Here is a 20,614-nt window from a genome sequence, read left to right on the forward strand (position 1 = left end):
GGCGACTCGTGGGGGGGCCCCCCGGAATTTGGGGGCGGTGGGGGGCGCCGGGGGGGGGGGCCCCCCCCCCCCCCGGGCCGGGGGGGGGGGCCCCCCCCCCGCCCGCCCGGGGGCGGGCCCCTCCGCACATCGCTCAGCCGGCGTCGTAGCTGTCGACGCGGAACGGGCGGGTGCCCTGTGCCTCGGACTTGATGATCGAGGCACGGTTCTTGAAGCGGTCGGTGTCCAGGTCGTGCTCCTCCAGGAACTCCAGCGTGGCCGCGTGCACCGCGCTGAGCACCGGGACGGAGGCGTTGAGCGCGTTGTCGGTCATGAACCGGCTGCCCCACGGCGGCGAGGCCCAGGCGTGCCGCAGGCCGAACGGCTCGGGCAGGCCGAGGCCGCCGCCGAGCCAGGAGAGCAGACCGGGGGCGCGCACCAACGGCGCGCGGACGGCCTGGCGCACCACCTCGTCGTTGTCGATCAGGGGGAGCTGGATGGTGCGCTCCTCCCAGAACTTGCCGGTCTTCGGTTCGGTCTTCTCCTTCGGCTTGGGCTTGTCGAAGAAGACGCCGTTGACCGGGCCGAGGGCGTAGCCGGCGACCGTGACCGTCAGGGTGTTGGCGAGCACGGTGACGGTCACGGTGAAGGTGATGATCAGCTTGCCGTCGAAGGTGATGAACTGGGTGGCGAGGTAGTGCCGGGGACCGCCGCCGGCGAAGGTCTGCCGGTCGGCGACGGTCTGGACGGCGAACTCGCGCATCCGGTCGCCGTCCATGTCGGCACCGCCGGGCCGGCTGATCTCGTCGGCGCTCTCGCCGACTTCGAGGACCACCCACTGCTTCACCGAGACGTTGGTCATACCGCTGTTGGCGACCTCGCTGATGCCCAGGCCCTTGAGCCGGCCGGCGATCTTGCGGACCAGGTCCCAGGGGTGGAAGGCCCGGAAGTCGGCGTGACCCTCGGCGGGTTGCAGCACGTCGATGAGCCGCCACTCGCCCCAGCGCTTTCCGACACCGAGGATCCCCTTGGGGCCGGCGTAGTGCTGGACGTTGGTCTCCTGCTCGGCCTCCAGACGGCCGAGCTTGGCGCGCAGGTCGGCGGCCTTCTTGTCGAGGTCGTCCCGGGGGACGGCCTTGGGCACGGTGGCGGCGACGGCACTGCCCTCGACGAGGGCCTGCCAGCGGGCGCGCAGGTCCTCGGTGGTGCGCAGCACGATCCGTTTGGCGAGGTACCAGCCGATGACCGGGGCGAGCATGACCACACGCAGATAGATGCCGAACAGGCCGCCGGCGGGCGGTCGCAGGGCGAGCAGTACGGCGATGGCGGCCGCCCCGACGAGGACGAGACCGCCGTAGAGGCCGGCCCGGTCGGGGCTGTCCTTCTTGAGCCAGGCGCGGAGCTGGAACGCGGCGAGCCAGATCAGGGTGCCGGGCAGGAAGAGGACGCCGGTGACGACGGTGATGGTGGTGAGCCGACGGTCGCGGGCGTCGCGGATTTCCTGTGCGGCGAGGCAGTGCTCGACGATCTGGCGGGTGTCGGTCCCGAAGGAGGGCACGACGGGTTTGCGTCCGGCACCGAGGGTGCGGGCGATGACGGCACGGCTGAAGGCCTCGCCGAGGTTGGGCCGGAAGAGTGAGAAGCGGCCCTTCTTCTCGGTGGCCGCGGTCACCTTCCCGACGAACTCGGAGATCTCGCCGTCCCGGTAGGCCGCCGAGGAGAGCGCCTGGGTGACGGCGGTCTGCGGGCCCGCGTCGGTCCGGGGTATCTGCGCACCCGGGGTCATGTCGAGTGTGGTCACGGTGGCGTCCCCTCCTCCCCTTGTCAGCGGCAGGGTACCGTGCCGCAGTGCCGGCGCGCGGATGATCGTCTGAAGTGCCGTCACGATCGGGCCGCGGCGGGCCTGTGGGGCATGATGCCCATGTTTCGGGCAGTCGATGCCCCTGCGGCGGACCGGCGGCCGTGATGGTGCACGATGGGGGCATGGTGCGTTCGAAGGGGCCTGTGGTGAAGGATCCGGTACTGGTCTTCGACGGGGACTGCGCGTTCTGTACGACGTGCGCGAACTGGGCGGAGCGGTATCTGCGGCAGACCCTGGCCTCGGGGGGCTGGGAGGCGGTGCCGTTCCAGTTCGCGGACCTGGCGGCGCTGGATGCCGCGGCCGGGGGGCGTGGAGAGGTGAACGCGGAGCGCGCGGAGCGCGAGGTGCTCTGGGTGACGCCGGCGGGCCGGGTGTACGGCGGGGCGCAGGCGGTGGCGCGGCTGCTGATGCGCTCGGGCGGGGTCTGGGCGTATCTGGGCGGGGTGCTGGCGCTGGCGCCGGTGCGGCCGGTGGCGGCCGTGGTGTACCGCTGGGTGGCCCGGAACCGCGACCGGATGCCGGGCGGCACACCGGCGTGCGCGCTGCCGCGGCGGTAGGGCGTCTTCTGCGGCGCGAGCCGCGGCCCGGGCCCGGTCAGCCGTCGGTGAAGCGGGCCGCGAGGGCGGCGGGCATGGGTTCGTGGCGCAGCCGGGCGCGGGAGAACTCGGCGGTGCCGTGGGTGAGCGAGCGCAGGTCGACGGGGTAACGGTTCAGTTCGAGCTCGGGGACCTCGGCGCGCAGCAGGGTGAGGCCGGGGCCGCCGGTCTCGGTGCCGAGGACACGGCCGCGGCGGGCCGAGAGGTCGCCGAGGACGGCGCCGAGGTAGTTGTCGGGCAGCAGGACCGTGACGGCGGCGACGGGTTCGAGCAGCCGGATGACGGCGTGCTCGGCGGCGTCGCGCAGGGCGAGGGCGGCGGCGGTCTGGAAGGCGGAGTCGGAGGAGTCGACGGAGTGCGCCTTGCCGTCGGTGAGCGTGACCCGGACGTCGACGAGCGGGTGCCCGGTGGCGACACCCTTGGCGAGCTGGGCGCGGACGCCCTTCTCGACCGAGGGGATGAAGTGTTTGGGGACGGAGCCGCCGACGACGTGCTCCTGGAACTCGAAGCCGGAGCCGGCGGGGAGGGGCTCGACCTCCAGGTCGCAGATGGCGTACTGGCCGTGGCCGCCGGACTGCTTGACCAGGCGGCCGTGGCCGGTGGCGGCGGTGCCGAAGGTCTCGCGCAGGGCGACCTGGTGCTCGACGGTGTCGACGTGGACGCCGTGGCGGCCGCGCAGGCGGTCGAGGACGACCTCGGCGTGGGCCTCGCCGGTGCACCAGAGGACGAGCTGGTGGGTGTCGGGGTTCTGTTCGAGGCGGAGAGCCGGGTCCTCGGCGGTGAGACGGGCGAGGGCCTGCGAGAGCCTGTCGTCGTCGGCCTTGCTGTGGGCCTCGACGGCGATCGGGAGCAGAGGCTCGGGGAGGGGCCAGCCGTCGAGTTCGACCGGCCGGCCGGGCTCGTGGACGGTGTCGCCGGCCCGGGCGGTGGTGAGTTTGGCGGCGCAGACGAGGTCGCCGGCGGTGGCGTGCGGGACGGGCCGCTGGAGTTTGCCGAAGGGGCTGCTGAGGCCGGTGACGCGCTCGTCGCCGTTCTGGTCGGCGGGGTGCTCGGGGCTGGCGAGGTGGATCCGGGTGTCGGGGCGCAGGGTGCCGGCGTAGACGCGCAGCAGGCTGATCCGGCCGACGTAGGTGTCGCCGGTGACGCGGACGATCTGGGCGACGAGCGGGGCGTCGGGGTCGCAGTCGGGGCCGGGGCGGGTGCGTTCGGTGGGGTCGGGGAAGGCGGTGGTGACGAGGTCGAGGAGTTCGGCGGTGCCGATGCCGGTGTCGGTGGTGGGCAGGGCGGGGTGGAGGGTGCAGGCGAGGACTTCGCGGCGCAGGCCGGCCTCGAGGGCGTCGGTGTCGAGGGGTTCGCCGGCGAGGTAGCGCTCCATCAGGGTGTCGTCCTGGCCGGAGATGGCCTCGACGAGGCTCTCCCGGGCGGCGCTGGTGTCGGGCAGCGGGGCGGCCCGGCCGTAGGTGCGGCCGGTGAGCAGGTCGACGGTGCCGGCGGGGTGGCCGTCGTGGTGGACGGGCAGGTAGAGCGGGCGCAGGGTGTCGGGGCCCAGGCCGAAGGCGTCGTGGCAGGCGGTGAGGATGTCGTCGAAGCCGCTGCGGGCGATGTCGAGTTTGGCGACGGCGATGGCGCGGGGGATGCCCTCGGCGGCGCACTCGCGCCAGAGGGCGCGGGTGGGGGCGGTGACCGGGTCGGTGGCGGAGACGACGAAGACGGCGCCGTCGGCGGCGTGCAGGGCGGCGCGCAGGTCGGCGGCGAAGTCGGGGTGGCCGGGCGGGTCCAGCAGGTTGACCTTGACGCCGTTCCATTCGAGCGGGAGCACCGAGAGCTGGACGGAGCGCTGCTGCTGGTGCTCGATCTCCTCGTGGTCGGAGACGGTGGTGCCGTCGGTGACGCGTCCGGGGCGGCCGATGGCGCCGGCGGTGAGGGCGAGGGATTCGGCGAGAGTGGTCTTGCCCACGCCGCTGCAGCCGATGAGGACGACGTTGCGCAGATTGCGGGGGCCGGTGACGGTGGGCGCCTGGCCGGCTCGGGCGGTGCTGCGGTCGGGCATCGGGGTCTCCTCCCGTCGCGCCGAGGCTGTCGTGACGAGTCTAGGTGCGGTGTTCGCGAGGCCGCGTGTCGTACGGCGGCGCGGTCACCGCGTGTGTGTGCCCGTGCGCCGGGGGTGCCGGTGGGGCGGGCGTCGGGGGCCGGCGGGCGGTGCGGTGCGCCGGAGGGTGTCCCCGGCGTGGCTACGATGGGTGCGCCGGGTGGGCTGATCCGTCCGGCCGTCTGCCGCACTCTGGCGCCAGGCGGGTACCAGGGAGATCGGAGCGGTCGGGAAGGCCATGCTCAACAAATACGCGCGTGCCTTCTTCACACGTGTCCTGACCCCGTTCGCCGCGTTTCTGATCCGGCTGGGCGTGAGCCCGGACGCCGTGACGCTGATCGGTACGGCCGGTTCGGTGGCCGGTGCGCTGGTGTTCTTCCCCCGCGGGGAGTTCTTCTGGGGCACCATCACGATCACGCTGTTCATCTTCTCGGACCTGGTGGACGGGAACATGGCGCGCCAGCTGGGGCGGAGTTCCAAGTGGGGCGCGTTCCTGGACTCCACGCTGGACCGGGTGGCCGACGCGGCGATCTTCGGCGGACTGGCGATGTGGTACGCGGGCAAGGGTGACAACAACCTGCTCTGCGCGGTGGCGATCTTCTGTCTGGCGAGCGGTCTGGTGGTGTCGTACACCAAGGCGAGGGCGGAGAGCCAGGGTCTGCCGTGTGATGTGTCGGGGCTGGTGGAACGGGCCGAGCGGCTGGTGATCAGCCTGGTCGCGGCCGGTGTCGCGGGTCTGCACACGTTCGGTGTGCCGTACGTGGAGTGGCTGCTGCCGGTCGCGCTGTGGCTGGTGGCGGCGGGCAGCCTGGTGACCGTCGTCCAGCGGATGGTGACGGTGCGCCGGGAGGCGTTCGAGGCCGACCGTGTGGCGGCCGGGAGCTGAAGGGGGGCGGGCCTTCGGTGAAGGACCGACTGGTGTACTCGGCGTACGCGCTGGGCTGGACGGCGTTGAAGCACCTGCCGGAGCCGGCCGCGCGCGGTCTGTTCGACCGGATCGCCGACTACGCGTGGCGCAAGCGCGGCAAGCGGGTGCTGCAGCTGGAGGCGAATCTGCGGCGGGTCTGCCCGGAGGCGGACGGGGCACGGCTGCGGGAGCTGTCGCGGGCCGGGATGCGCTCCTACATGCGGTACTGGATGGAGTCCTTCCGGCTGCCGGTGTGGAGCCGGGAGCGGATCGCCCGGGATGTCCAGGTGGAGGGTTTCGAGCAGCTGCGGGCGACGCTGGACTCGGGCCGCGGCGCGGTCATCGCCCTGCCGCACTCGGGCAACTGGGATCTGGCGGGCGCCTGGGTGGCCTCCGAGGGATACCCGTTCACCACGGTCGCGGAGCGGCTGAAGCCGGAGCGGCTGTTCGACCGGTTCGTGGCGTTCCGGGAGAGTCTGGGCATGGAGGTCCTGGCGCTGACCGGCGGCGGGGTCAATGTGATCGGCACGCTGGCCCGCCGGCTGCGCGAGGGCCGGATGGTCTGCCTGGTGGGCGACCGGGACCTCTCGGAGGCGGGCATCGAGGTGTCCTTCTTCGGCGAGGCGACCAGGATGCCGGCCGGCCCGGCGGCGCTCTGCCAGCGGACCGGCGCGGCGCTGATGCCGGTGACGCTCTGGTACGACGGCCCGGTGCTGCGGGCGCGGATCCACCCGGAGGTCGTGCCTCCGGCGGAGGGCGACCGCAAGGCGAAGACCCAAGCGATGGTGCAGGCGATGGCGGACGTCTGGGCGGAGGGGATCCGCGAGCACCCCGAGGACTGGCACATGCTGCAACGGTTCTGGCTGGCCGACCTCCCGGTCCGTGAGACCGTGGGGGTGCCCGCCGCACAGCCGTCGAAGGTCGTCAGGCCCGCCGCGGAGCAGGTCGGCGAGCCCGCCGCCGAGGCCTCCGGGCCCTGAAGGAGCATGAGGAACCAGTGAAGATCGGCATCGTCTGCCCGTACGACTGGGACGTCCCCGGCGGGGTGCAGTTCCACATCCGGGACCTGGCCGAGCACCTGATCGGCCTCGGCCACGAGGTGTCGGTGCTGGCACCCGCCGAGGACGACGAGGCGCTGCCGCCGTACGTGGTCTCGGCCGGGCGGGCGGTGGCGGTGCCGTACAACGGCTCGGTGGCGCGGCTGAGCTTCGGCATCCTGTCGGCGGCGCGGGTGCGGCGGTGGCTGCACGACGGGCGGTTCGACATCCTCCACGTGCACGAGCCGGCCTCGCCGAGTCTGTCGATGCTGGCCGCCTGGTCGGCGTCCGGGCCGATGGTGGGGACCTTCCACACGTCCAACCCGCGTTCGCGGGCGATGATCGCGGCCTCGCCGATCCTCCAGCCGGGCCTGGAGAAGATGCGGGCCCGGATCGCGGTGAGCGAGTACGCCCGGCGGACCCTGGTCGAGCACCTGGGCGGCGACGCGGTGGTGATCCCCAACGGGGTGGATGTCGGGTTCTTCGCCGAGGCCGAGCCGGACCCGCGCTGGACCGGTGGCGCGGCCGCCGGCGAGCCCGGCACGATCGGCTTCATCGGCCGGATCAACGAGCCGCGCAAGGGCCTGCCGACGCTGCTGGCCGCGCTGCCGAGGATCCTGGCCGAGCGGCCCGGGGTGCGGCTGCTGGTGGCCGGCAAGGGCGACGAGGAGGAGGCCGTCGCGGGTCTGGCGCCCGAGGTCCGCCGACAGGTGGAGTTCCTCGGCATGGTGAGCGACCGGGACAAGGCGCGGCTGCTGCGCAGCGTGGACCTGTACGTGGCGCCGAACACCGGTGGCGAGAGCTTCGGGATCATCCTGGTCGAGGCGATGTCGGCGGGGGCTCCGGTGCTGGCCAGCGACCTGGACGCGTTCAAGCAGGTGCTGGACGGCGGCGACGCGGGCGAGCTGTTCCCGGTGGAGGACGCGGACGTGCTGGCCCGGACGGCGCTGCGGCTGCTGGGGGACCCGGGCCGGCTGGAGGAGTTGCGCAAGGCGGCGTCCCGGCATGTGCGGCGGTTCGACTGGTCGACGGTCGGCGCCGACATCCTGGCGGTGTACGAGACGGTGACCGCGGGCGCGGCGGCCGTGGTCGAGGAGGACGAGCGCAGCGGGCGCCGCGGCCGGTTCGGCCTGGCCCGGGACTGACCGGCGGTTAGGGTGTGCCGGACGACCCGTCCGGCACACCCCGACCTCGGAGGACCCCATGCCGCAGATCTCCGTCGACTACTCGCCGAGCCTGGCGGGTTCCTTCGACCCCGGGGCGCTGGGGGTGGCGATCACCGGGCTCACCGTGAAGACGATCAACGCCTCGCCGCAGGCGTGCAAGACGCTCTTCCGCCGGATCGACGACTTCGTGGTGGGCGAGAGCACGGGCCCCGACACCCAGGTGTTCGTGGAGTTCCAGATCTTCCCCGGCCGCTCGCCGGAGGCCAAGGCGGCGCTCAGCGAGGCCGTCCTGGCGCTGCTGGCCGAGCACATCGCGCCGGCGGCCGGCACCCGGCTGTACACCGCGGTGAACATCACCGAGATCGACCGCGACAGTTACCGCAGCACCGTCGCCGAGGGCTGACGCGGCGGCACCGTCCGAGGCCGGGGCCCCGGAACCCGGTAGCGTAGCGCCCCGTGACTACCTGGATCTGGGCCGGCGTGGCCGTGGTGCTGTTCGGCATGTACCTGAGTTGGACGGCCGGCCGGCTGGACCGGTTGCACGCGCGGATCGACGCCGCCAGGGCGGCGCTGGACGCGCAGCTGGTCCGCCGGGCCTCGGTCGCGATGGAGCTGGCGACCTCCTCCCTGCTGGACCCGGCGGCCTCGCTGCTGCTGCTGGACGCCGCGCACGCCGCCCGGCAGGCCGAGGACGAGCAGCGCGAGGTGGCGGAGAGTCAGCTGAGCCTGGCCCTGCGGGCGGTGCTCGCCGAGTCGGAGCAGGTCGCCGTGCTGGTGGCCGAGCCGGGCGGCGAGGAGGCGGTGAAGGACCTGACGGCGGCGGTGCGCCGGGTGCCGCTGGCCCGCCGGTTCCACAACGACGCGGTGCGCGCGGCCCGGGCGGTGCGCGAGCACCGGCTGGTGCGGTACTTCCGGCTGGCGGGCAAGGCGCCCTTCCCGATGGCCTTCGAGATGGACGACACGCCGCCGCCGGCGCTCACCCCCGAGGGCGCTCCGGCCTGAACCGACCCGGCGTCCGGATCCGGCCTGTTTGTCGTATCCCGTGGGCCGGGCTGGACTTGGTGGCGCATGGAGGGGCCGTTTCTTCCGCCTACCATAGGGCGATAGCACTGGTTCATCTTCGAGTGAGGTCTCACGTGTCCACCACCCCCACCACCGCAGACCAGCCGCAGATCGGTACCGCCCGGGTGAAGCGCGGCATGGCCGAGCAGCTCAAGGGCGGTGTGATCATGGACGTGGTCAACGCCGAGCAGGCCAAGATCGCCGAGGACGCCGGCGCTGTCGCCGTCATGGCCCTGGAGCGGGTTCCGGCCGACATCCGCAAGGACGGCGGCGTCGCCCGCATGTCGGACCCGAACATGATCGAGGAGATCATCGCCGCGGTCTCGATCCCGGTCATGGCCAAGTCCCGGATCGGCCACTTCGTCGAGGCCCAGGTCCTGCAGTCGCTCGGTGTGGACTACATCGACGAGTCCGAGGTGCTGACCCCGGCCGACGAGGTCAACCACTCCGACAAGTGGGCCTTCACCACCCCCTTCGTCTGTGGCGCCACCAACCTGGGCGAGGCCCTGCGCCGCATCGCCGAGGGCGCGGCCATGATCCGCTCCAAGGGTGAGGCCGGCACCGGCAACGTGGTCGAGGCCGTCCGCCACCTGCGCCAGATCAAGAACGAGATCGCCAAGCTGCGCGGCTTCGACAACAACGAGCTGTACGCCGCCGCCAAGGAGCTGCGCGCCCCGTACGAGCTGGTCAAGGAGGTCGCCGAGCTGGGCAAGCTGCCGGTCGTGCTGTTCTCCGCCGGTGGCGTGGCCACCCCGGCCGACGCCGCGCTGATGCGCCAGCTGGGCGCCGAGGGCGTCTTCGTCGGCTCGGGCATCTTCAAGTCGGGCGACCCGGCCAAGCGCGCCGCCGCCATCGTCAAGGCCACCACCTTCTTCGACGACCCGAAGATCATCGCCGACGCCTCCCGCAACCTGGGCGAGGCCATGGTCGGCATCAACTGCGACACCCTGCCGGAGACCGAGCGCTACGCCAACCGCGGCTGGTAGTCACCCGCGACCCGGGCCGGCCCGCCGCAGCGCCTCGGCGCGCGGCGGGCCGCGCCACGTATTCCCGAAGAACGATCGAACGAGGTTGAGACCGTGAGCACTCCAGTCATCGGCGTCCTCGCCCTGCAGGGCGACGTCCGCGAGCACCTGGTCGCGCTGGCCGAGGCCGACGCGCTCGCCCGCCCGGTGCGCCGTGCCGAGGAGCTGGCCGAGGTCGACGCGCTGGTGATCCCCGGCGGGGAGTCCACCACCATGTCCAAGCTGGCGCTGCTGTTCGGCGTGATGGACCCGCTGCGCGCACGGGTCGCCGCGGGCATGCCGGTGTACGGCACCTGCGCGGGCATGATCATGCTGGCCGACAAGATCCTGGACGGCCGGGACGACCAGGAGACCGTCGGCGGCATCGACATGACCGTGCGCCGCAACGCCTTCGGCCGCCAGAACGAGTCCTTCGAGTCCGGTGTCACCTTCGCGGGTCTGACCGACGGCCCGGTGCAGGGCGTGTTCATCCGCGCCCCCTGGGTCGAGTCGGTGGGCGCGGGTGTCGAGGTGCTGGCCGAGCTGCCGGCCGCCGACGGCCCGGAGAGCCGGATCGTGGCCGTGCGCCAGGGCAACCTGCTGGCGACCTCCTTCCACCCGGAGCTCACCGGTGACCACCGGGTGCACGGCTACTTCGTGTCGATGGTCGAGGAGCACCTCGCCGCCGCGCGCTGACCGTGTGCCATCCGGTGGTGACGACACCGGTAAGATCTCATCTGTTTCATTTCCCTTTGGCGACGTAAAGGAGCTGGCGATGTCCGGCCACTCTAAGTGGGCTACCACCAAGCACAAGAAGGCCGTGATCGACGCCAAGCGCGGCAAGCTCTTCGCCAAGATGATCAAGAACATCGAGGTGGCGGCGCGCACCGGTGGCGGCGACCCGGCGGGTAACCCGACGCTCTACGACGCCATCCAGAAGGCGAAGAAGAGCTCGGTCCCGATCGACAACATCAACCGGGCCGTCAAGCGCGGTTCGGGCGCCGAGGCCGGCGGCGCCGACTACTCGACGATCATGTACGAGGGCTACGGCCCGAACGGTGTCGCGGTCCTCATCGAGTGCCTCACCGACAACCGCAACCGCGCCGCCTCCGACGTGCGCGTGGCGATGACCCGCAACGGTGGCTCGATGGCCGACCCGGGCTCGGTCTCCTACCTGTTCAACCGCAAGGGCGTCGTGATCGTCCCCAAGGCCGACGGCGTGGACGAGGACAAGCTCTTCGAGGTCGTCCTGGACCAGGAGCCCGAGGAGATCAACGACCTCGGCGAGTCGTTCGAGATCGTCTCCGAGGCCTCGAAGATGGTCGACGTCCGCACCGCCCTGGTCGACGCCGGTATCGACTACGACTCGGCCGAGGCCAACTTCCTCCCGAGCATGCAGGTCGAGCTGGACGTCGACGGCGCCCGCAAGATCCTGAAGCTGATCGACGCCCTGGAGGACAGCGACGACGTGCAGAACGTCTTCGCCAACTTCGACATCAGCGACGAGGTCGGTGCGCAGCTCGACGCCGAGTGATCGTTCTCACTCCCCGGCCCGGTGGTCCCCTGGACCGCCGGGCCGGTGTCGTCGGTCGGGTTGTCGGACCCGGACGGTAGCCTTCGCAGGTCGAGGACGAGAGGCGGGGCCGAAGTGCGGGTACTGGGTGTGGACCCGGGGCTGACCAGGTGCGGTATCGGCGTGGTGGACGGTGCGCCGGGCCGGCCGCTGCGGATGGTCGGGGTGGGCGTGGTGCGCACCCCCGCCGACGCGGAGATCGGGCCGCGGCTGCTGCTGGTCGAGCAGGGCATCGAGAGCTGGCTCGACGAGCACCGGCCCGACCTGGTCGCCGTCGAGCGGGTCTTCGCCCAGCACAACGTCCGCACCGTGATGGGCACCGCGCAGGCCAGCGCCGTCGCGATGCTCTGCGCCACCCGGCGCGGCATACCCGTCACCCTGCACACCCCCAGCGAGGTCAAGGCCGCCGTCACCGGCTCGGGCCGGGCCGACAAGGCCCAGGTCACCGCCATGGTGCAGCGCCTGCTGCGGCTCGACGCCCCGCCCAAGCCGGCCGACGCCGCCGACGCGCTGGCGCTGGCCATCTGCCACATCTGGCGCGGCGGCGCCACCGACCGGATCGCAGCCGCCCTCGCCAAGGCGGCGCCGCCCCGCCCGCCCGCCGTCCGCCCGTCCTCCGTCCGCGCCCCCCGAGGAGCCACCCGATGATCGCCTTCGTCCAGGGCCCGGTGGCCGCCATCAGCGGCGGGACCGTCGTCGTCGAGGTCGGTGGCGTCGGCATGGCCGTCCAGTGCACCCCCGCCACCACCGCGGGCCTGCGGCTCGGCGAACCCGCCCGGCTCGCGACCTCGCTGGTCGTCCGGGAGGACTCGCTCACCCTGTACGGCTTCGCCGACGACGACGAGCGGGCCGTCTTCGAGATCCTCCAGGCCGCGCCCGGTGTCGGACCGCGCCTGGCCCAGGCGATGCTCGGCGTGCACAGCCCCGACGAACTGCGTGCCGCCGTCGCCTCGGGCAACGAGAAGGCGCTGATCGCGGTGCCCGGCATCGGCAAGGCCAAGGCCGCCAAGCTGCTGCTGGAGTACAAGGACAAGCTCGGCGCCCCGCACGGCAGCGTCCCCGCCCAGAAGGCGATCGCCGCCGGGCCCGCGCCGTGGAGCGAGCAGCTGCACTCCGCGCTGGTCGGCCTCGGCTACGCGCCGCGCGAGGCGGACGAGGCGGTCACCGCCGTCACCCCGGAGGCGGAGGCGCAGTCCGTCACGGACGTCGGGGCCCTACTCCGGGCGGCGCTGCGCACCCTCAACCGCGCCCGCTGACAGCACCGCGCGATCTGACCATCTGTCACCTTGTCGACATTGGAGCCCGCACCGATGAGCCCGTACGACTCCGAACCGGCCGACCGGCTGGTGACGGCCGCCGCCGACGGCGAGGACCAGGCGGTCGAGGCGGCGCTGCGTCCCAAGCAGCTGGACGAGTTCATCGGCCAGGAGCGGGTGCGCGAGCAGCTCTCCCTGGTGCTCCAGGCCGCCCGCAAGCGCGGCACCGCGCCGGACCACGTGCTGCTCAGCGGACCGCCCGGGCTCGGCAAGACGACCCTCTCCATGATCATCGCGGCCGAGCTGGGCGCCCCGATCCGGATCACCTCGGGACCGGCCATCCAGCACGCGGGGGATCTCGCGGCGATCCTCTCCTCCCTCACCGAGGGCGAGGTGCTCTTCCTCGACGAGATCCACCGGATGTCCCGGCCGGCCGAGGAGATGCTCTACATGGCGATGGAGGACTTCCGGGTCGACGTGATCGTCGGCAAGGGCCCGGGCGCCACCGCCATTCCGCTGGAACTGCCGCCGTTCACCCTGGTCGGCGCCACCACCAGGGCCGGCCTGCTGCCGCCGCCGCTGCGCGACCGGTTCGGCTTCACCGGGCACATGGAGTTCTACGCGCCGGCCGAGCTCCAGCGGGTGGTGCACCGCTCGGCCGCCCTGCTGGACGTCGAGATCGACCCGGCCGGCGCCGCCGAGATCGCCGGCCGCTCCCGGGGCACCCCGCGGATCGCCAACCGGCTGCTGCGCCGGGTCCGCGACTACGCCCAGGTCCGGCACGACGGCGTGGTCACCCCGGAGATCGCCGCCCAGGCGCTGGCCGTCTACGAGGTGGACGCCCGCGGTCTGGACCGGCTGGACCGCGCGGTGCTGGACGCGCTGCTGCGGCTGTTCGGCGGAGGCCCGGTCGGTTTGTCGACACTGGCGGTCGCCGTGGGGGAGGAGGCCGAGACGGTCGAGGAGGTCGCCGAGCCGTTCCTGGTCCGGGAGGGCCTGCTCGCCCGCACTCCGCGCGGGCGGATCGCCACCCCCGCCGCCTGGCAGCACCTCGGGCTCACCCCGCCGGTCCAGACCACCCGGGGCACGGTGCCACCACAGGCGGAACTTTTCCCGGCCGACGAGGGCTGAACGGGTGAAGGGCGGCCGGCCGGCTCCGGCGCGGGGGCCCGAACGGGCCTGTGCGCAGGGGCCCGGGGGAGAAGTTCCGGGGAAACTGTGCAGGCGGAGGGTCGCCACTTTCGGTGGCAGGATGCGATGCTTGGCGTTGTCCGATCAGTTCGGGGTCGCCTAGACTCCGCCGGACCGCCCCTCTCACCTGACGGGCCGACCAATACCACACAGGCCGCCGGCCGGCGGCCCGTAAAGGACCCTGGCTGCAGTGAACCTCATCATCCTTCTCCTCCCGATCATCGCGATCGTGCTCATGTTCCGGTCGCAGAAGAAGCGCCAGCAGCAGATGCAGCAGATGCAGACGGCGCTGGAGCCCGGGGCGGGGGTGCGCACCATTGGCGGCCTGTATGCCCAGGTGAAGGCGATCAACGACGAGACCGTCGAGCTCGAGATCGCGCCCGGTGTGGTCTCCCACTTCACCAAGAGCGCGATCGCGGCCGTCCTGGACCCGCAGGAGTACGACGCGATCATCAACGGCCGCCCCGCCGATGACGAGCTGACCGAGCCGGAGGCCGAGGACGCCGACGCCGAGCCGGTCGAGGACAAGCCGCTGACGCTGACCAAGGACAGCGCCGCGAAGGGCGATGTCGAGGGCGGGGCTTCCGCGAGCAAGTAGTACGGTCCGGGCAACCGCCCGGCCGCGCGGCGCAGTGCCGCGAGCCCACAGGACCTCAGGGCCGCAGATCCGCCATGCCCCCGTCCCGCCGCGAGCCGGACGGGGGTCCGGTCGGGGAGGTGGCATGGACAGGGAGAAACGAGCAAGGTGGCAGCACCCAAGTCGCGCCCGCGCGACGGCTACCCAGGGCGGGCACTGGCCCTCATCCTGGTCGTCACCGTCGGACTGGTCGCCCTCATGTTCGGGACGGGCCACACCAAGCCCCGCCTCGGGATCGACCTCGCAGGCGGTACCAGCATCACGCTGACCGCGAAGTCGACCGACCCCAAGGCGATCAACAAGTCCAGCATGGACATCGCGACCGGGATCATCGAGCAGCGTGTCAACGGGATGGGCGTCTCCGAGGCGGAGGTCCAGACCCAGGGCGACGAGAACATCATCGTCAACATCCCCAAGGGCGGTGACAAGCAGAGCGCGGTCGACCAGGTCGGAACCACCGCGAAGCTGTTCTTCCGCCCCGTCCTCGCCCTCGCGCCGAGCGGCATCGCCGCCCCGGCACCGGCCCCGAGCGGGACCCCCTCGGCCGCCGGTACGGCATCGGCGGGTGCCACCACCGCCACGCCGAGCGCCACCAAGCAGGGCCGCGCGGCCAGTGAGGCCCTCGCGGCCGACGCCACCCCGTCCGCCACCACCGGCGGGAGTGCCGCCCCGAGCGCTCCCACCGACCCGGTCACGCCGGACCTCTCCAGCGCGATGACCCAGGGCACCGTGCCGCCGGCGCTGGCGGCCGACTTCGCCAAGCTCGACTGCACCAAGCCCGAGCAGCGCAAGAACTTCCAGACGGGTGACGACCAGCCGGCCATCGCCTGCACCCAGAAGGACGAGCAGGGCGTCTACTACAAGCTCGCCCTCGGCCCGGTCGCGGTGAAGGGCGCCGACGTCTCCAAGGCGCAGGCCACCATCGACACCCAGCAGGGTGCCGGCTGGCAGGTCCAGCTCCAGTTCAACGGCACCGGCACCGACGCCTTCACGGCGGTCACCGGCCAGCTCGCCACCCAGCCCAGCCCGACCAACCAGTTCGCCATCGTGCTGGACGGCCAGGTCGTCTCCCACCCGTACGTGCGCAACGCCATCCCCGGCGGCTCGGCCGTGATCTCCGGCAGCTTCAGCCAGCCGGAGGCGCAGAGCCTCGCCAACGTGCTGAGCTTCGGCGCCCTGCCGCTGGAGTTCACCACCAGCGACGTCACCACCGTCTCCCCGCAGCTCGGCGGCGACCAGCTGAAGGCCGGCCTGATCGCCGGCGCCATCGGCATGCTGCTGGTGATCGTGTACTCGCTGATGTACTACCGCGGCCTCGGCCTGGTCTCGATCGCCGGTCTGCTCGTCTCGGCGGCCCTGACCTACTCGATCATGAGCCTGCTCGGCGCGGGGATCGGCTTCGCGCTGAACCTGCCGGCCGTCTGCGGCGCGATCGTCGCGATCGGTATCACCGCGGACTCCTTCATCGTCTACTTCGAGCGCATCCGCGACGAGGTCCGCGAGGGCGCCCTGCTGCGCCCGGCGGTCCAGCGGGCCTGGCCGCGCGCCCGGCGCACCATCCTGGTGTCGGACTTCGTGTCCTTCCTCTGTGCCGCCGTGCTCTACCTGGTCTCGGTCGGCAAGGTGCAGGGCTTCGCCTTCACCCTGGGCCTGACCACCGCGCTCGACGTGGTGGTGATCTTCCTCTTCACCAAGCCGCTGATCACGCTGCTGGCCCGCCGCAAGTTCTTCGCGGACGGCCACCCGTGGTCCGGTCTGGACCCGAAGCGCCTTGGCGCCCGCCCGCCGCTGCGCAGCACCCGTCGCCGCAGCTCCTCCTCCTCTGCCGCCGTGAAGGAGGCCTGACACCGTGTCACGCTTCTCCAATCTGGGTCACCGGCTCTACCAGGGCGAGGTCAGCTTCGACTTCGTCGGGCGCCGCAAGCTCTGGTACAGCATCTCCGCTGTGATCGTCCTGGTCGCCGCGATCGGCCTGGCGATGGGTCTGCACCTGGGGATCGAGTTCAAGGGCGGCTCGGTCTACACCGTCAACAAGCCGGGGCTGACCGTCTCGCAGGCGCAGGACGCGGCGAACAAGATCGCCCACTCCAACGCGCTGGTCCAGTCGACGGACAACGGCAAGATCCGCATCCAGGTCAGCTCCGAGGACGAGGAGACGGTCTCCGCGGCGACCTTCACCGACCAGCTGTCCAAGGAGCTCGGCGTCCCGGTCGCCGAGATCGACACCCAGGTGATCGGCCCCAGCTGGGGTAAGCAGATCTCCCAGAAGGCCCTCACCGGCCTGATCATCTTCATGGTGCTGGTGACGGTCTACCTGGCGATCGCCTTCGAGTGGCGGATGGCGGTGGCGGCGCTGGTCGCCCTCATCCACGACCTCCTGATCACCATCGGCGTGTACGCCCTGGTGGGCTTCGAGGTCACCCCCGGTACGGTGATCGGCTTCCTGACCATCCTCGGGTACTCGCTCTACGACACGGTCGTCGTCTTCGACACCGTGAAGGAGAACACCAAGGGGCTCACCAAGCAGAACAAGCGCACCTACAGCGAGGCCGCCAACATGGGCCTCAACCAGACCCTGGTGCGCTCGCTCAACACCACCGTGGTCGCCCTGCTGCCGGTCGCCGCGCTGCTGTTCATCGGCGGCGGCTTCCTGGGCGCCGGCACCCTGAACGACATCTCGCTGGCGCTGTTCATCGGTCTCGCCGCCGGTGCCTACTCCTCGATCTGCGTCGCCACGCCGCTGCTGGCGCAGCTCAAGGAGGAGCAGCCGGAGATGAAGGCGCTCGCCAAGCGGGTCGCCCAGCGCCGCGCCGCGGACGCCAAGGCGGCCGCCGAGGGCGAGGGGACGCCGGCGGGGGAGGAGTTCGCCGACGGCGACCTGCCCGCGGGTATGGTCGGTCAGCGTGGCACGGCCGGTACCGTGCGTGCCAAGGGCCGTCCGTCCACCAAGCACTGAAGCCCGCCCGACCGTAAGGACTCTTGTGACCACCGCCGACATCGCCCTGACCGAGCTGCTGAACAGCCGGATCCGGGACGTCCCGGACTACCCGAAGCCGGGTGTGCTGTTCAAGGACATCGCGCCGCTGCTCGCCGACGCCGAGGCCTTCGGGGCCCTCACCCGGGCGCTGGCGGACCGGGCGACGGCCCTGGGCGCGACCAAGGTGGTGGGCCTGGAGGCGCGCGGCTTCGTGCTGGCGGCCCCGGCGGCCTTCGCGGCCGGGCTCGGCTTCGTGCCGATCCGCAAGAAGGGCAAGCTGCCCGGCGAGGTGTTCCAGCGCTCGTACGAGCTGGAGTACGGCTCGGCGACGCTGGAGGTGCAGTGCGACGCCTTCGCACCCGGTGAGCGGGTGCTGGTGGTGGACGACGTGCTGGCCACCGGCGGTACGATCGGCGCCTCGCTGGACCTGGTGAAGGAGGCCGGCGCCGAGCTGGTGGGCGTCGTGGTGCTGATGGAGCTGGGCTTCCTGGACGGCCGCGAGCGGCTCTCCGGGCACCTGAACGGGGCTCCGCTGGAGACGCTGGTCACGGTCTGAGGTCAGACGGAAGGGCGGCGGTCGGATCATCCGACCGCCGCCCTTCGCGTGTCCGGGCCCGGGCGGCTGAACACCGGAGCGCCCGGCTCGGTACCATGAAGATTCATCCCCTCCCGGTTGTGCGAGCCGTACGAGGGGCAGGCCCGGTGCCCCGAGGAGTGTCCTTGCCCGACGAGGTTGTGCCCACGGCCCCAGCGGCCGCCCCCGAAGACCGTCCCACGCCCTCGGGGGCCACCCCGGCACGCCCGGCGCCGACCTCCTCCCGCCCGGTGGCTCCGGCCACCCGCCCCTCCTCCTCCGGCGGTATGCGCGCCCGCCTGGCCCGCCTCGGCGGCCAGCGTTCCAGCGTGCTCAACCCGGTGCTGGAACCGCTGTTCCGCTCGATCCGGGCGAACGACCCCAAGGCCGACCCGGCCCTGCTGCGGGACATCGAGAAGGCCTACGCCGTCGCCGAGAAGTGGCACCGCGGGCAGAAGCGCAAGAGCGGCGACCCGTACATCACCCACCCGCTGGCCGTCGCGACCATCCTGGCCGAGCTGGGTATGGACGCCCCGACCCTGATGGCCGGGCTGCTGCACGACACCGTCGAGGACACCGACTACGGCCTGGAGACCCTCCGCAAGGACTTCGGCGACTCGGTGGCCCTGCTGGTGGACGGCGTCACCAAGCTGGACCGGGTCAAGTTCGGCGAGGCCGCGCAGGCCGAGACCGTCCGCAAGATGGTCGTCGCGATGGCCAAGGACCCGCGGGTCCTGGTGATCAAGCTGGCCGACCGCCTGCACAACATGCGCACCATGCGCTACCTCAAGCGGGAGAAGCAGGAGAAGAAGGCCCGCGAGACGCTGGAGATCTACGCCCCGCTGGCACACCGGCTGGGCATGAACACCATCAAGTGGGAGCTGGAGGACCTCGCCTTCGCGATCCTCTACCCCAAGATGTACGACGAGATCGTCCGCCTGGTCGCCGAGCGCGCGCCCAAGCGCGACGAGTACCTGGCGACCGTCATCGACCAGGTCCAGGGCGATCTGCGCGGGGCCCGGATCACCGCCTCGGTCACCGGCCGGCCGAAGCACTACTACTCGGTCTACCAGAAGATGATCGTCCGGGGCCGGGACTTCGCCGAGATCTACGACCTGGTGGGCATCCGGGTCCTGGTCGACACCGTCCGCGACTGCTACGCGGCGCTGGGCACCATCCACGCGCGGTGGAACCCGGTGCCGGGGCGGTTCAAGGACTACATCGCGATGCCCAAGTTCAACATGTACCAGTCGCTGCACACCACGGTGATCGGTCCTGGCGGCAAGCCCGTCGAGCTGCAGATCCGCACCTTCGACATGCACCGCCGGGCCGAGTACGGCATCGCCGCGCACTGGAAGTACAAGCAGCGCGCGGTGGCCGGCGCCTCCAAGGTCCGCACCGACACCCCGGCCCAGACCCGCAAGGACGACAAGGCCGGCGCCGTCAACGAGATGGCCTGGCTGCGGCAGCTGCTGGACTGGCAGAAGGAGACCGAGGACCCGAGCGAGTTCCTGGAGTCGCTGCGCTTCGACCTCTCCAACAACGAGGTCTTCGTCTTCACGCCCAAGGGCGACGTCATAGCCCTGCCGGCCGGTGCCACCCCGGTGGACTTCGCCTTCGCCGTCCACACCGAGGTCGGCTACCGCTGCATCGGGGCACGGGTCAACGGGCGGCTGGTGCCGCTGGAGTCGACCCTGGAGAACGGCGACAGCGTCGAGGTGTTCACCTCCAAGGCGGAGAACGCCGGCCCCTCCCGGGACTGGCTGGGCTTCGTCAAGTCGCCGCGGGCCCGCAACAAGATCCGCGCCTGGTTCTCCAAGGAGCGCCGCGAGGAGGCGATCGAGCACGGCAAGGACGCGATCGCCCGGGCGATGCGCAAGCAGGGCCTGCCGATCCAGCGGATCCTGACCGGCGACTCGCTGGTCACCCTGGCCCACGAGATGCGCTACCCCGACATCTCCTCGCTGTACGCCGCGATCGGCGAGGGCCACGTCACCGCGCAGAACATCGTGCAGAAGCTGGTGCAGGCGCTCGGCGGGGAGGAGGGCGCCACCGAGGACCTCGCGGAGACCGCCACCCCGACGCACGACACCCGCCGGGCGGTGCGCCGCCGGGCCAAGGGCGATCCGGGTGTCATCGTCAAGGGCGTCGAGGACGTCTGGGTCAAGCTCTCCCGCTGCTGCACCCCCGTCCCGGGCGACCCGATCGTGGGCTTCGTGACCCGCGGCAACGGCGTCTCGGTGCACCGCGCCGACTGCGTCAACGTGGAGGCGCTCAGCCAGCAGCCCGAGCGGATGATAGAGGTCGAGTGGGCGGCCACCCAGTCCTCGGTCTTCCTGGTGGCCATCCAGGTCGAGGCGCTGGACCGGTCCCGGCTCCTCTCGGACGTCACCCGGGTCCTGTCCGACCAGCACGTCAACATCCTGTCGGCGGCGGTGCAGACCTCCCGCGACCGGGTGGCGATGAGCCGCTTCACCTTCGAGATGGGCGACCCGAAGCACCTCGGCCACGTCCTCAAGGCGGTCCGCGGCGTCGAGGGCGTGTACGACGTCTACCGCGTCACCTCGGCCCGCAAGTAGGGCCGGGGCAACGGAAAGGCCCCCGGGACTCCTTGGGTTCTAACGGTCCTCGCAACACCCGCGATCTGTGGGAGTTGCGAGGGCCGTGGCTGTTGGACGCGATGATCTTTCGGGTTTGAGGGAGCG

19 protein-coding genes are annotated in these 20,614 nt (G+C 71.9%); 17 read left to right on the forward strand and 2 right to left on the reverse strand.

Translation table 11 applies throughout. The features are described from left to right. Window positions 1-133: 133 nt before the first annotated feature. Window positions 134-1,780, reverse strand: a complete 1,647-nt coding sequence (locus tag ACIQIB_RS10810) for a hypothetical protein (protein ID WP_400653568.1) — start codon at window positions 1,778-1,780, stop codon at window positions 134-136. A 182-nt stretch (window positions 1,781-1,962) separates the two neighbouring features. On the opposite strand from ACIQIB_RS10810, the gene ACIQIB_RS10815 reads away from it, so the two are divergent. Further along, the gene (locus ACIQIB_RS10815; protein ID WP_400653567.1) at window positions 1,963-2,397 is read left to right on the forward strand and encodes a thiol-disulfide oxidoreductase DCC family protein; all 435 of its coding nucleotides are present in this window, start codon (window positions 1,963-1,965) and stop codon (window positions 2,395-2,397) included. A 37-nt stretch (window positions 2,398-2,434) separates the two neighbouring features. On the opposite strand, the gene ACIQIB_RS10820 is transcribed toward ACIQIB_RS10815, so the two are convergent. Continuing rightward, window positions 2,435-4,486, reverse strand: a complete 2,052-nt coding sequence (locus ACIQIB_RS10820) for an elongation factor G-like protein EF-G2 (protein ID WP_400757559.1) — start codon at window positions 4,484-4,486, stop codon at window positions 2,435-2,437. A 277-nt stretch (window positions 4,487-4,763) separates the two neighbouring features. Between ACIQIB_RS10820 and pgsA the strand changes: the two genes are divergently transcribed. The 16 genes from pgsA (at window position 4,764) to ACIQIB_RS10900 (ending at window position 20,488) form a co-directional block, all read left to right on the forward strand. Continuing rightward, window positions 4,764-5,411 carry a phosphatidylinositol phosphate synthase gene (gene pgsA / locus ACIQIB_RS10825; protein WP_363614766.1) on the forward strand — a complete coding sequence of 216 codons (648 nt, stop codon included), beginning with the start codon at window positions 4,764-4,766 and terminating at the stop codon, window positions 5,409-5,411. Beyond that, window positions 5,408-6,412: a phosphatidylinositol mannoside acyltransferase gene (locus ACIQIB_RS10830; RefSeq protein WP_400757567.1), complete on the forward strand. Its 1,005-nt coding sequence runs from the start codon at window positions 5,408-5,410 to the stop codon at window positions 6,410-6,412. Before pgsA ends, ACIQIB_RS10830 begins: the two co-directional genes overlap by 4 nt. Before the next feature lie 17 nt (window positions 6,413-6,429). Continuing rightward, window positions 6,430-7,614: a glycosyltransferase family 4 protein gene (locus ACIQIB_RS10835; RefSeq protein WP_400757560.1), complete on the forward strand. Its 1,185-nt coding sequence runs from the start codon at window positions 6,430-6,432 to the stop codon at window positions 7,612-7,614. Window positions 7,615-7,672: 58 nt separating this feature from the next. Next, window positions 7,673-8,038 carry a 5-carboxymethyl-2-hydroxymuconate Delta-isomerase gene (locus tag ACIQIB_RS10840; RefSeq protein WP_400757561.1) on the forward strand — a complete coding sequence of 122 codons (366 nt, stop codon included), beginning with the start codon at window positions 7,673-7,675 and terminating at the stop codon, window positions 8,036-8,038. A 98-nt stretch (window positions 8,039-8,136) separates the two neighbouring features. After that, window positions 8,137-8,637 (forward strand): hypothetical protein, encoded by a 501-nt coding sequence (locus ACIQIB_RS10845; RefSeq protein ID WP_363614788.1) that lies wholly within the window; start codon window positions 8,137-8,139, stop codon window positions 8,635-8,637. Window positions 8,638-8,771: 134 nt separating this feature from the next. Further along, window positions 8,772-9,683, forward strand: coding sequence for a pyridoxal 5'-phosphate synthase lyase subunit PdxS (gene pdxS, locus ACIQIB_RS10850; protein WP_030258885.1), 912 nt, complete (start codon window positions 8,772-8,774; stop codon window positions 9,681-9,683). Window positions 9,684-9,776: 93 nt separating this feature from the next. Beyond that, complete coding sequence (pdxT, locus tag ACIQIB_RS10855) at window positions 9,777-10,397, forward strand: pyridoxal 5'-phosphate synthase glutaminase subunit PdxT (protein ID WP_363614773.1); 621 nt, start codon at window positions 9,777-9,779, stop codon at window positions 10,395-10,397. A 79-nt stretch (window positions 10,398-10,476) separates the two neighbouring features. Next, complete coding sequence (locus ACIQIB_RS10860; protein ID WP_209410139.1) at window positions 10,477-11,235, forward strand: YebC/PmpR family DNA-binding transcriptional regulator; 759 nt, start codon at window positions 10,477-10,479, stop codon at window positions 11,233-11,235. 114 nt (window positions 11,236-11,349) lie between these two features. Then, the gene (gene ruvC / locus ACIQIB_RS10865) at window positions 11,350-11,922 is read left to right on the forward strand and encodes a crossover junction endodeoxyribonuclease RuvC (protein ID WP_400757562.1); all 573 of its coding nucleotides are present in this window, start codon (window positions 11,350-11,352) and stop codon (window positions 11,920-11,922) included. Then, window positions 11,919-12,530 carry a Holliday junction branch migration protein RuvA gene (gene ruvA / locus ACIQIB_RS10870; protein ID WP_363614778.1) on the forward strand — a complete coding sequence of 204 codons (612 nt, stop codon included), beginning with the start codon at window positions 11,919-11,921 and terminating at the stop codon, window positions 12,528-12,530. The genes ruvC and ruvA overlap by 4 nt, the downstream gene beginning before the upstream one ends. A 54-nt stretch (window positions 12,531-12,584) precedes the next feature. After that, window positions 12,585-13,661, forward strand: coding sequence for a Holliday junction branch migration DNA helicase RuvB (ruvB, locus tag ACIQIB_RS10875; RefSeq protein ID WP_363614780.1), 1,077 nt, complete (start codon window positions 12,585-12,587; stop codon window positions 13,659-13,661). Window positions 13,662-13,911: 250 nt separating this feature from the next. Beyond that, window positions 13,912-14,319, forward strand: coding sequence for a preprotein translocase subunit YajC (yajC, locus tag ACIQIB_RS10880; protein WP_400653563.1), 408 nt, complete (start codon window positions 13,912-13,914; stop codon window positions 14,317-14,319). Window positions 14,320-14,466: 147 nt separating this feature from the next. Then, window positions 14,467-16,203, forward strand: a complete 1,737-nt coding sequence (gene secD, locus ACIQIB_RS10885; RefSeq protein ID WP_400757563.1) for a protein translocase subunit SecD — start codon at window positions 14,467-14,469, stop codon at window positions 16,201-16,203. A 4-nt stretch (window positions 16,204-16,207) separates the two neighbouring features. Continuing rightward, window positions 16,208-17,314 carry a protein translocase subunit SecF gene (gene secF, locus ACIQIB_RS10890; RefSeq protein ID WP_363614784.1) on the forward strand — a complete coding sequence of 369 codons (1,107 nt, stop codon included), beginning with the start codon at window positions 16,208-16,210 and terminating at the stop codon, window positions 17,312-17,314. Between the two features lie 25 nt (window positions 17,315-17,339). Then, entirely contained in the window at window positions 17,340-17,891 is a 552-nt protein-coding gene (locus ACIQIB_RS10895; protein ID WP_363614786.1) for an adenine phosphoribosyltransferase, read from the forward strand. 95 nt (window positions 17,892-17,986) lie between these two features. Continuing rightward, window positions 17,987-20,488: a RelA/SpoT family protein gene (locus ACIQIB_RS10900; protein WP_400757564.1), complete on the forward strand. Its 2,502-nt coding sequence runs from the start codon at window positions 17,987-17,989 to the stop codon at window positions 20,486-20,488. Window positions 20,489-20,614 lie beyond the last annotated feature (126 nt).

The organism is Kitasatospora sp. NPDC092286 (genome assembly GCF_044755565.1).
In the GTDB taxonomy this organism is placed as follows: domain Bacteria; phylum Actinomycetota; class Actinomycetes; order Streptomycetales; family Streptomycetaceae; genus Kitasatospora.

What these genes read in the sequence shown, in the direction of transcription:
- ACIQIB_RS10815 (WP_400653567.1), top strand. Translation starts at nt 1,963, where the DNA reads ATGGTGCGTTCGAAGGGGCCTGTGGTGAAGGATCCGGTACTGGTCTTC.
- ruvA (WP_363614778.1), top strand. Translation starts at nt 11,919, where the DNA reads ATGATCGCCTTCGTCCAGGGCCCGGTGGCCGCCATCAGCGGCGGGACC.
- ACIQIB_RS10820 (WP_400757559.1), bottom strand. Translation starts at nt 4,486, where the DNA reads ATGCCCGACCGCAGCACCGCCCGAGCCGGCCAGGCGCCCACCGTCACC.
- ACIQIB_RS10845 (WP_363614788.1), top strand. Translation starts at nt 8,137, where the DNA reads ATGTACCTGAGTTGGACGGCCGGCCGGCTGGACCGGTTGCACGCGCGG.
- ACIQIB_RS10900 (WP_400757564.1), top strand. Translation starts at nt 17,987, where the DNA reads ATGAAGATTCATCCCCTCCCGGTTGTGCGAGCCGTACGAGGGGCAGGC.
- ACIQIB_RS10840 (WP_400757561.1), top strand. Translation starts at nt 7,673, where the DNA reads ATGCCGCAGATCTCCGTCGACTACTCGCCGAGCCTGGCGGGTTCCTTC.
- ruvB (WP_363614780.1), top strand. Translation starts at nt 12,585, where the DNA reads ATGAGCCCGTACGACTCCGAACCGGCCGACCGGCTGGTGACGGCCGCC.
- pgsA (WP_363614766.1), top strand. Translation starts at nt 4,764, where the DNA reads ATGCTCAACAAATACGCGCGTGCCTTCTTCACACGTGTCCTGACCCCG.
- ACIQIB_RS10860 (WP_209410139.1), top strand. Translation starts at nt 10,477, where the DNA reads ATGTCCGGCCACTCTAAGTGGGCTACCACCAAGCACAAGAAGGCCGTG.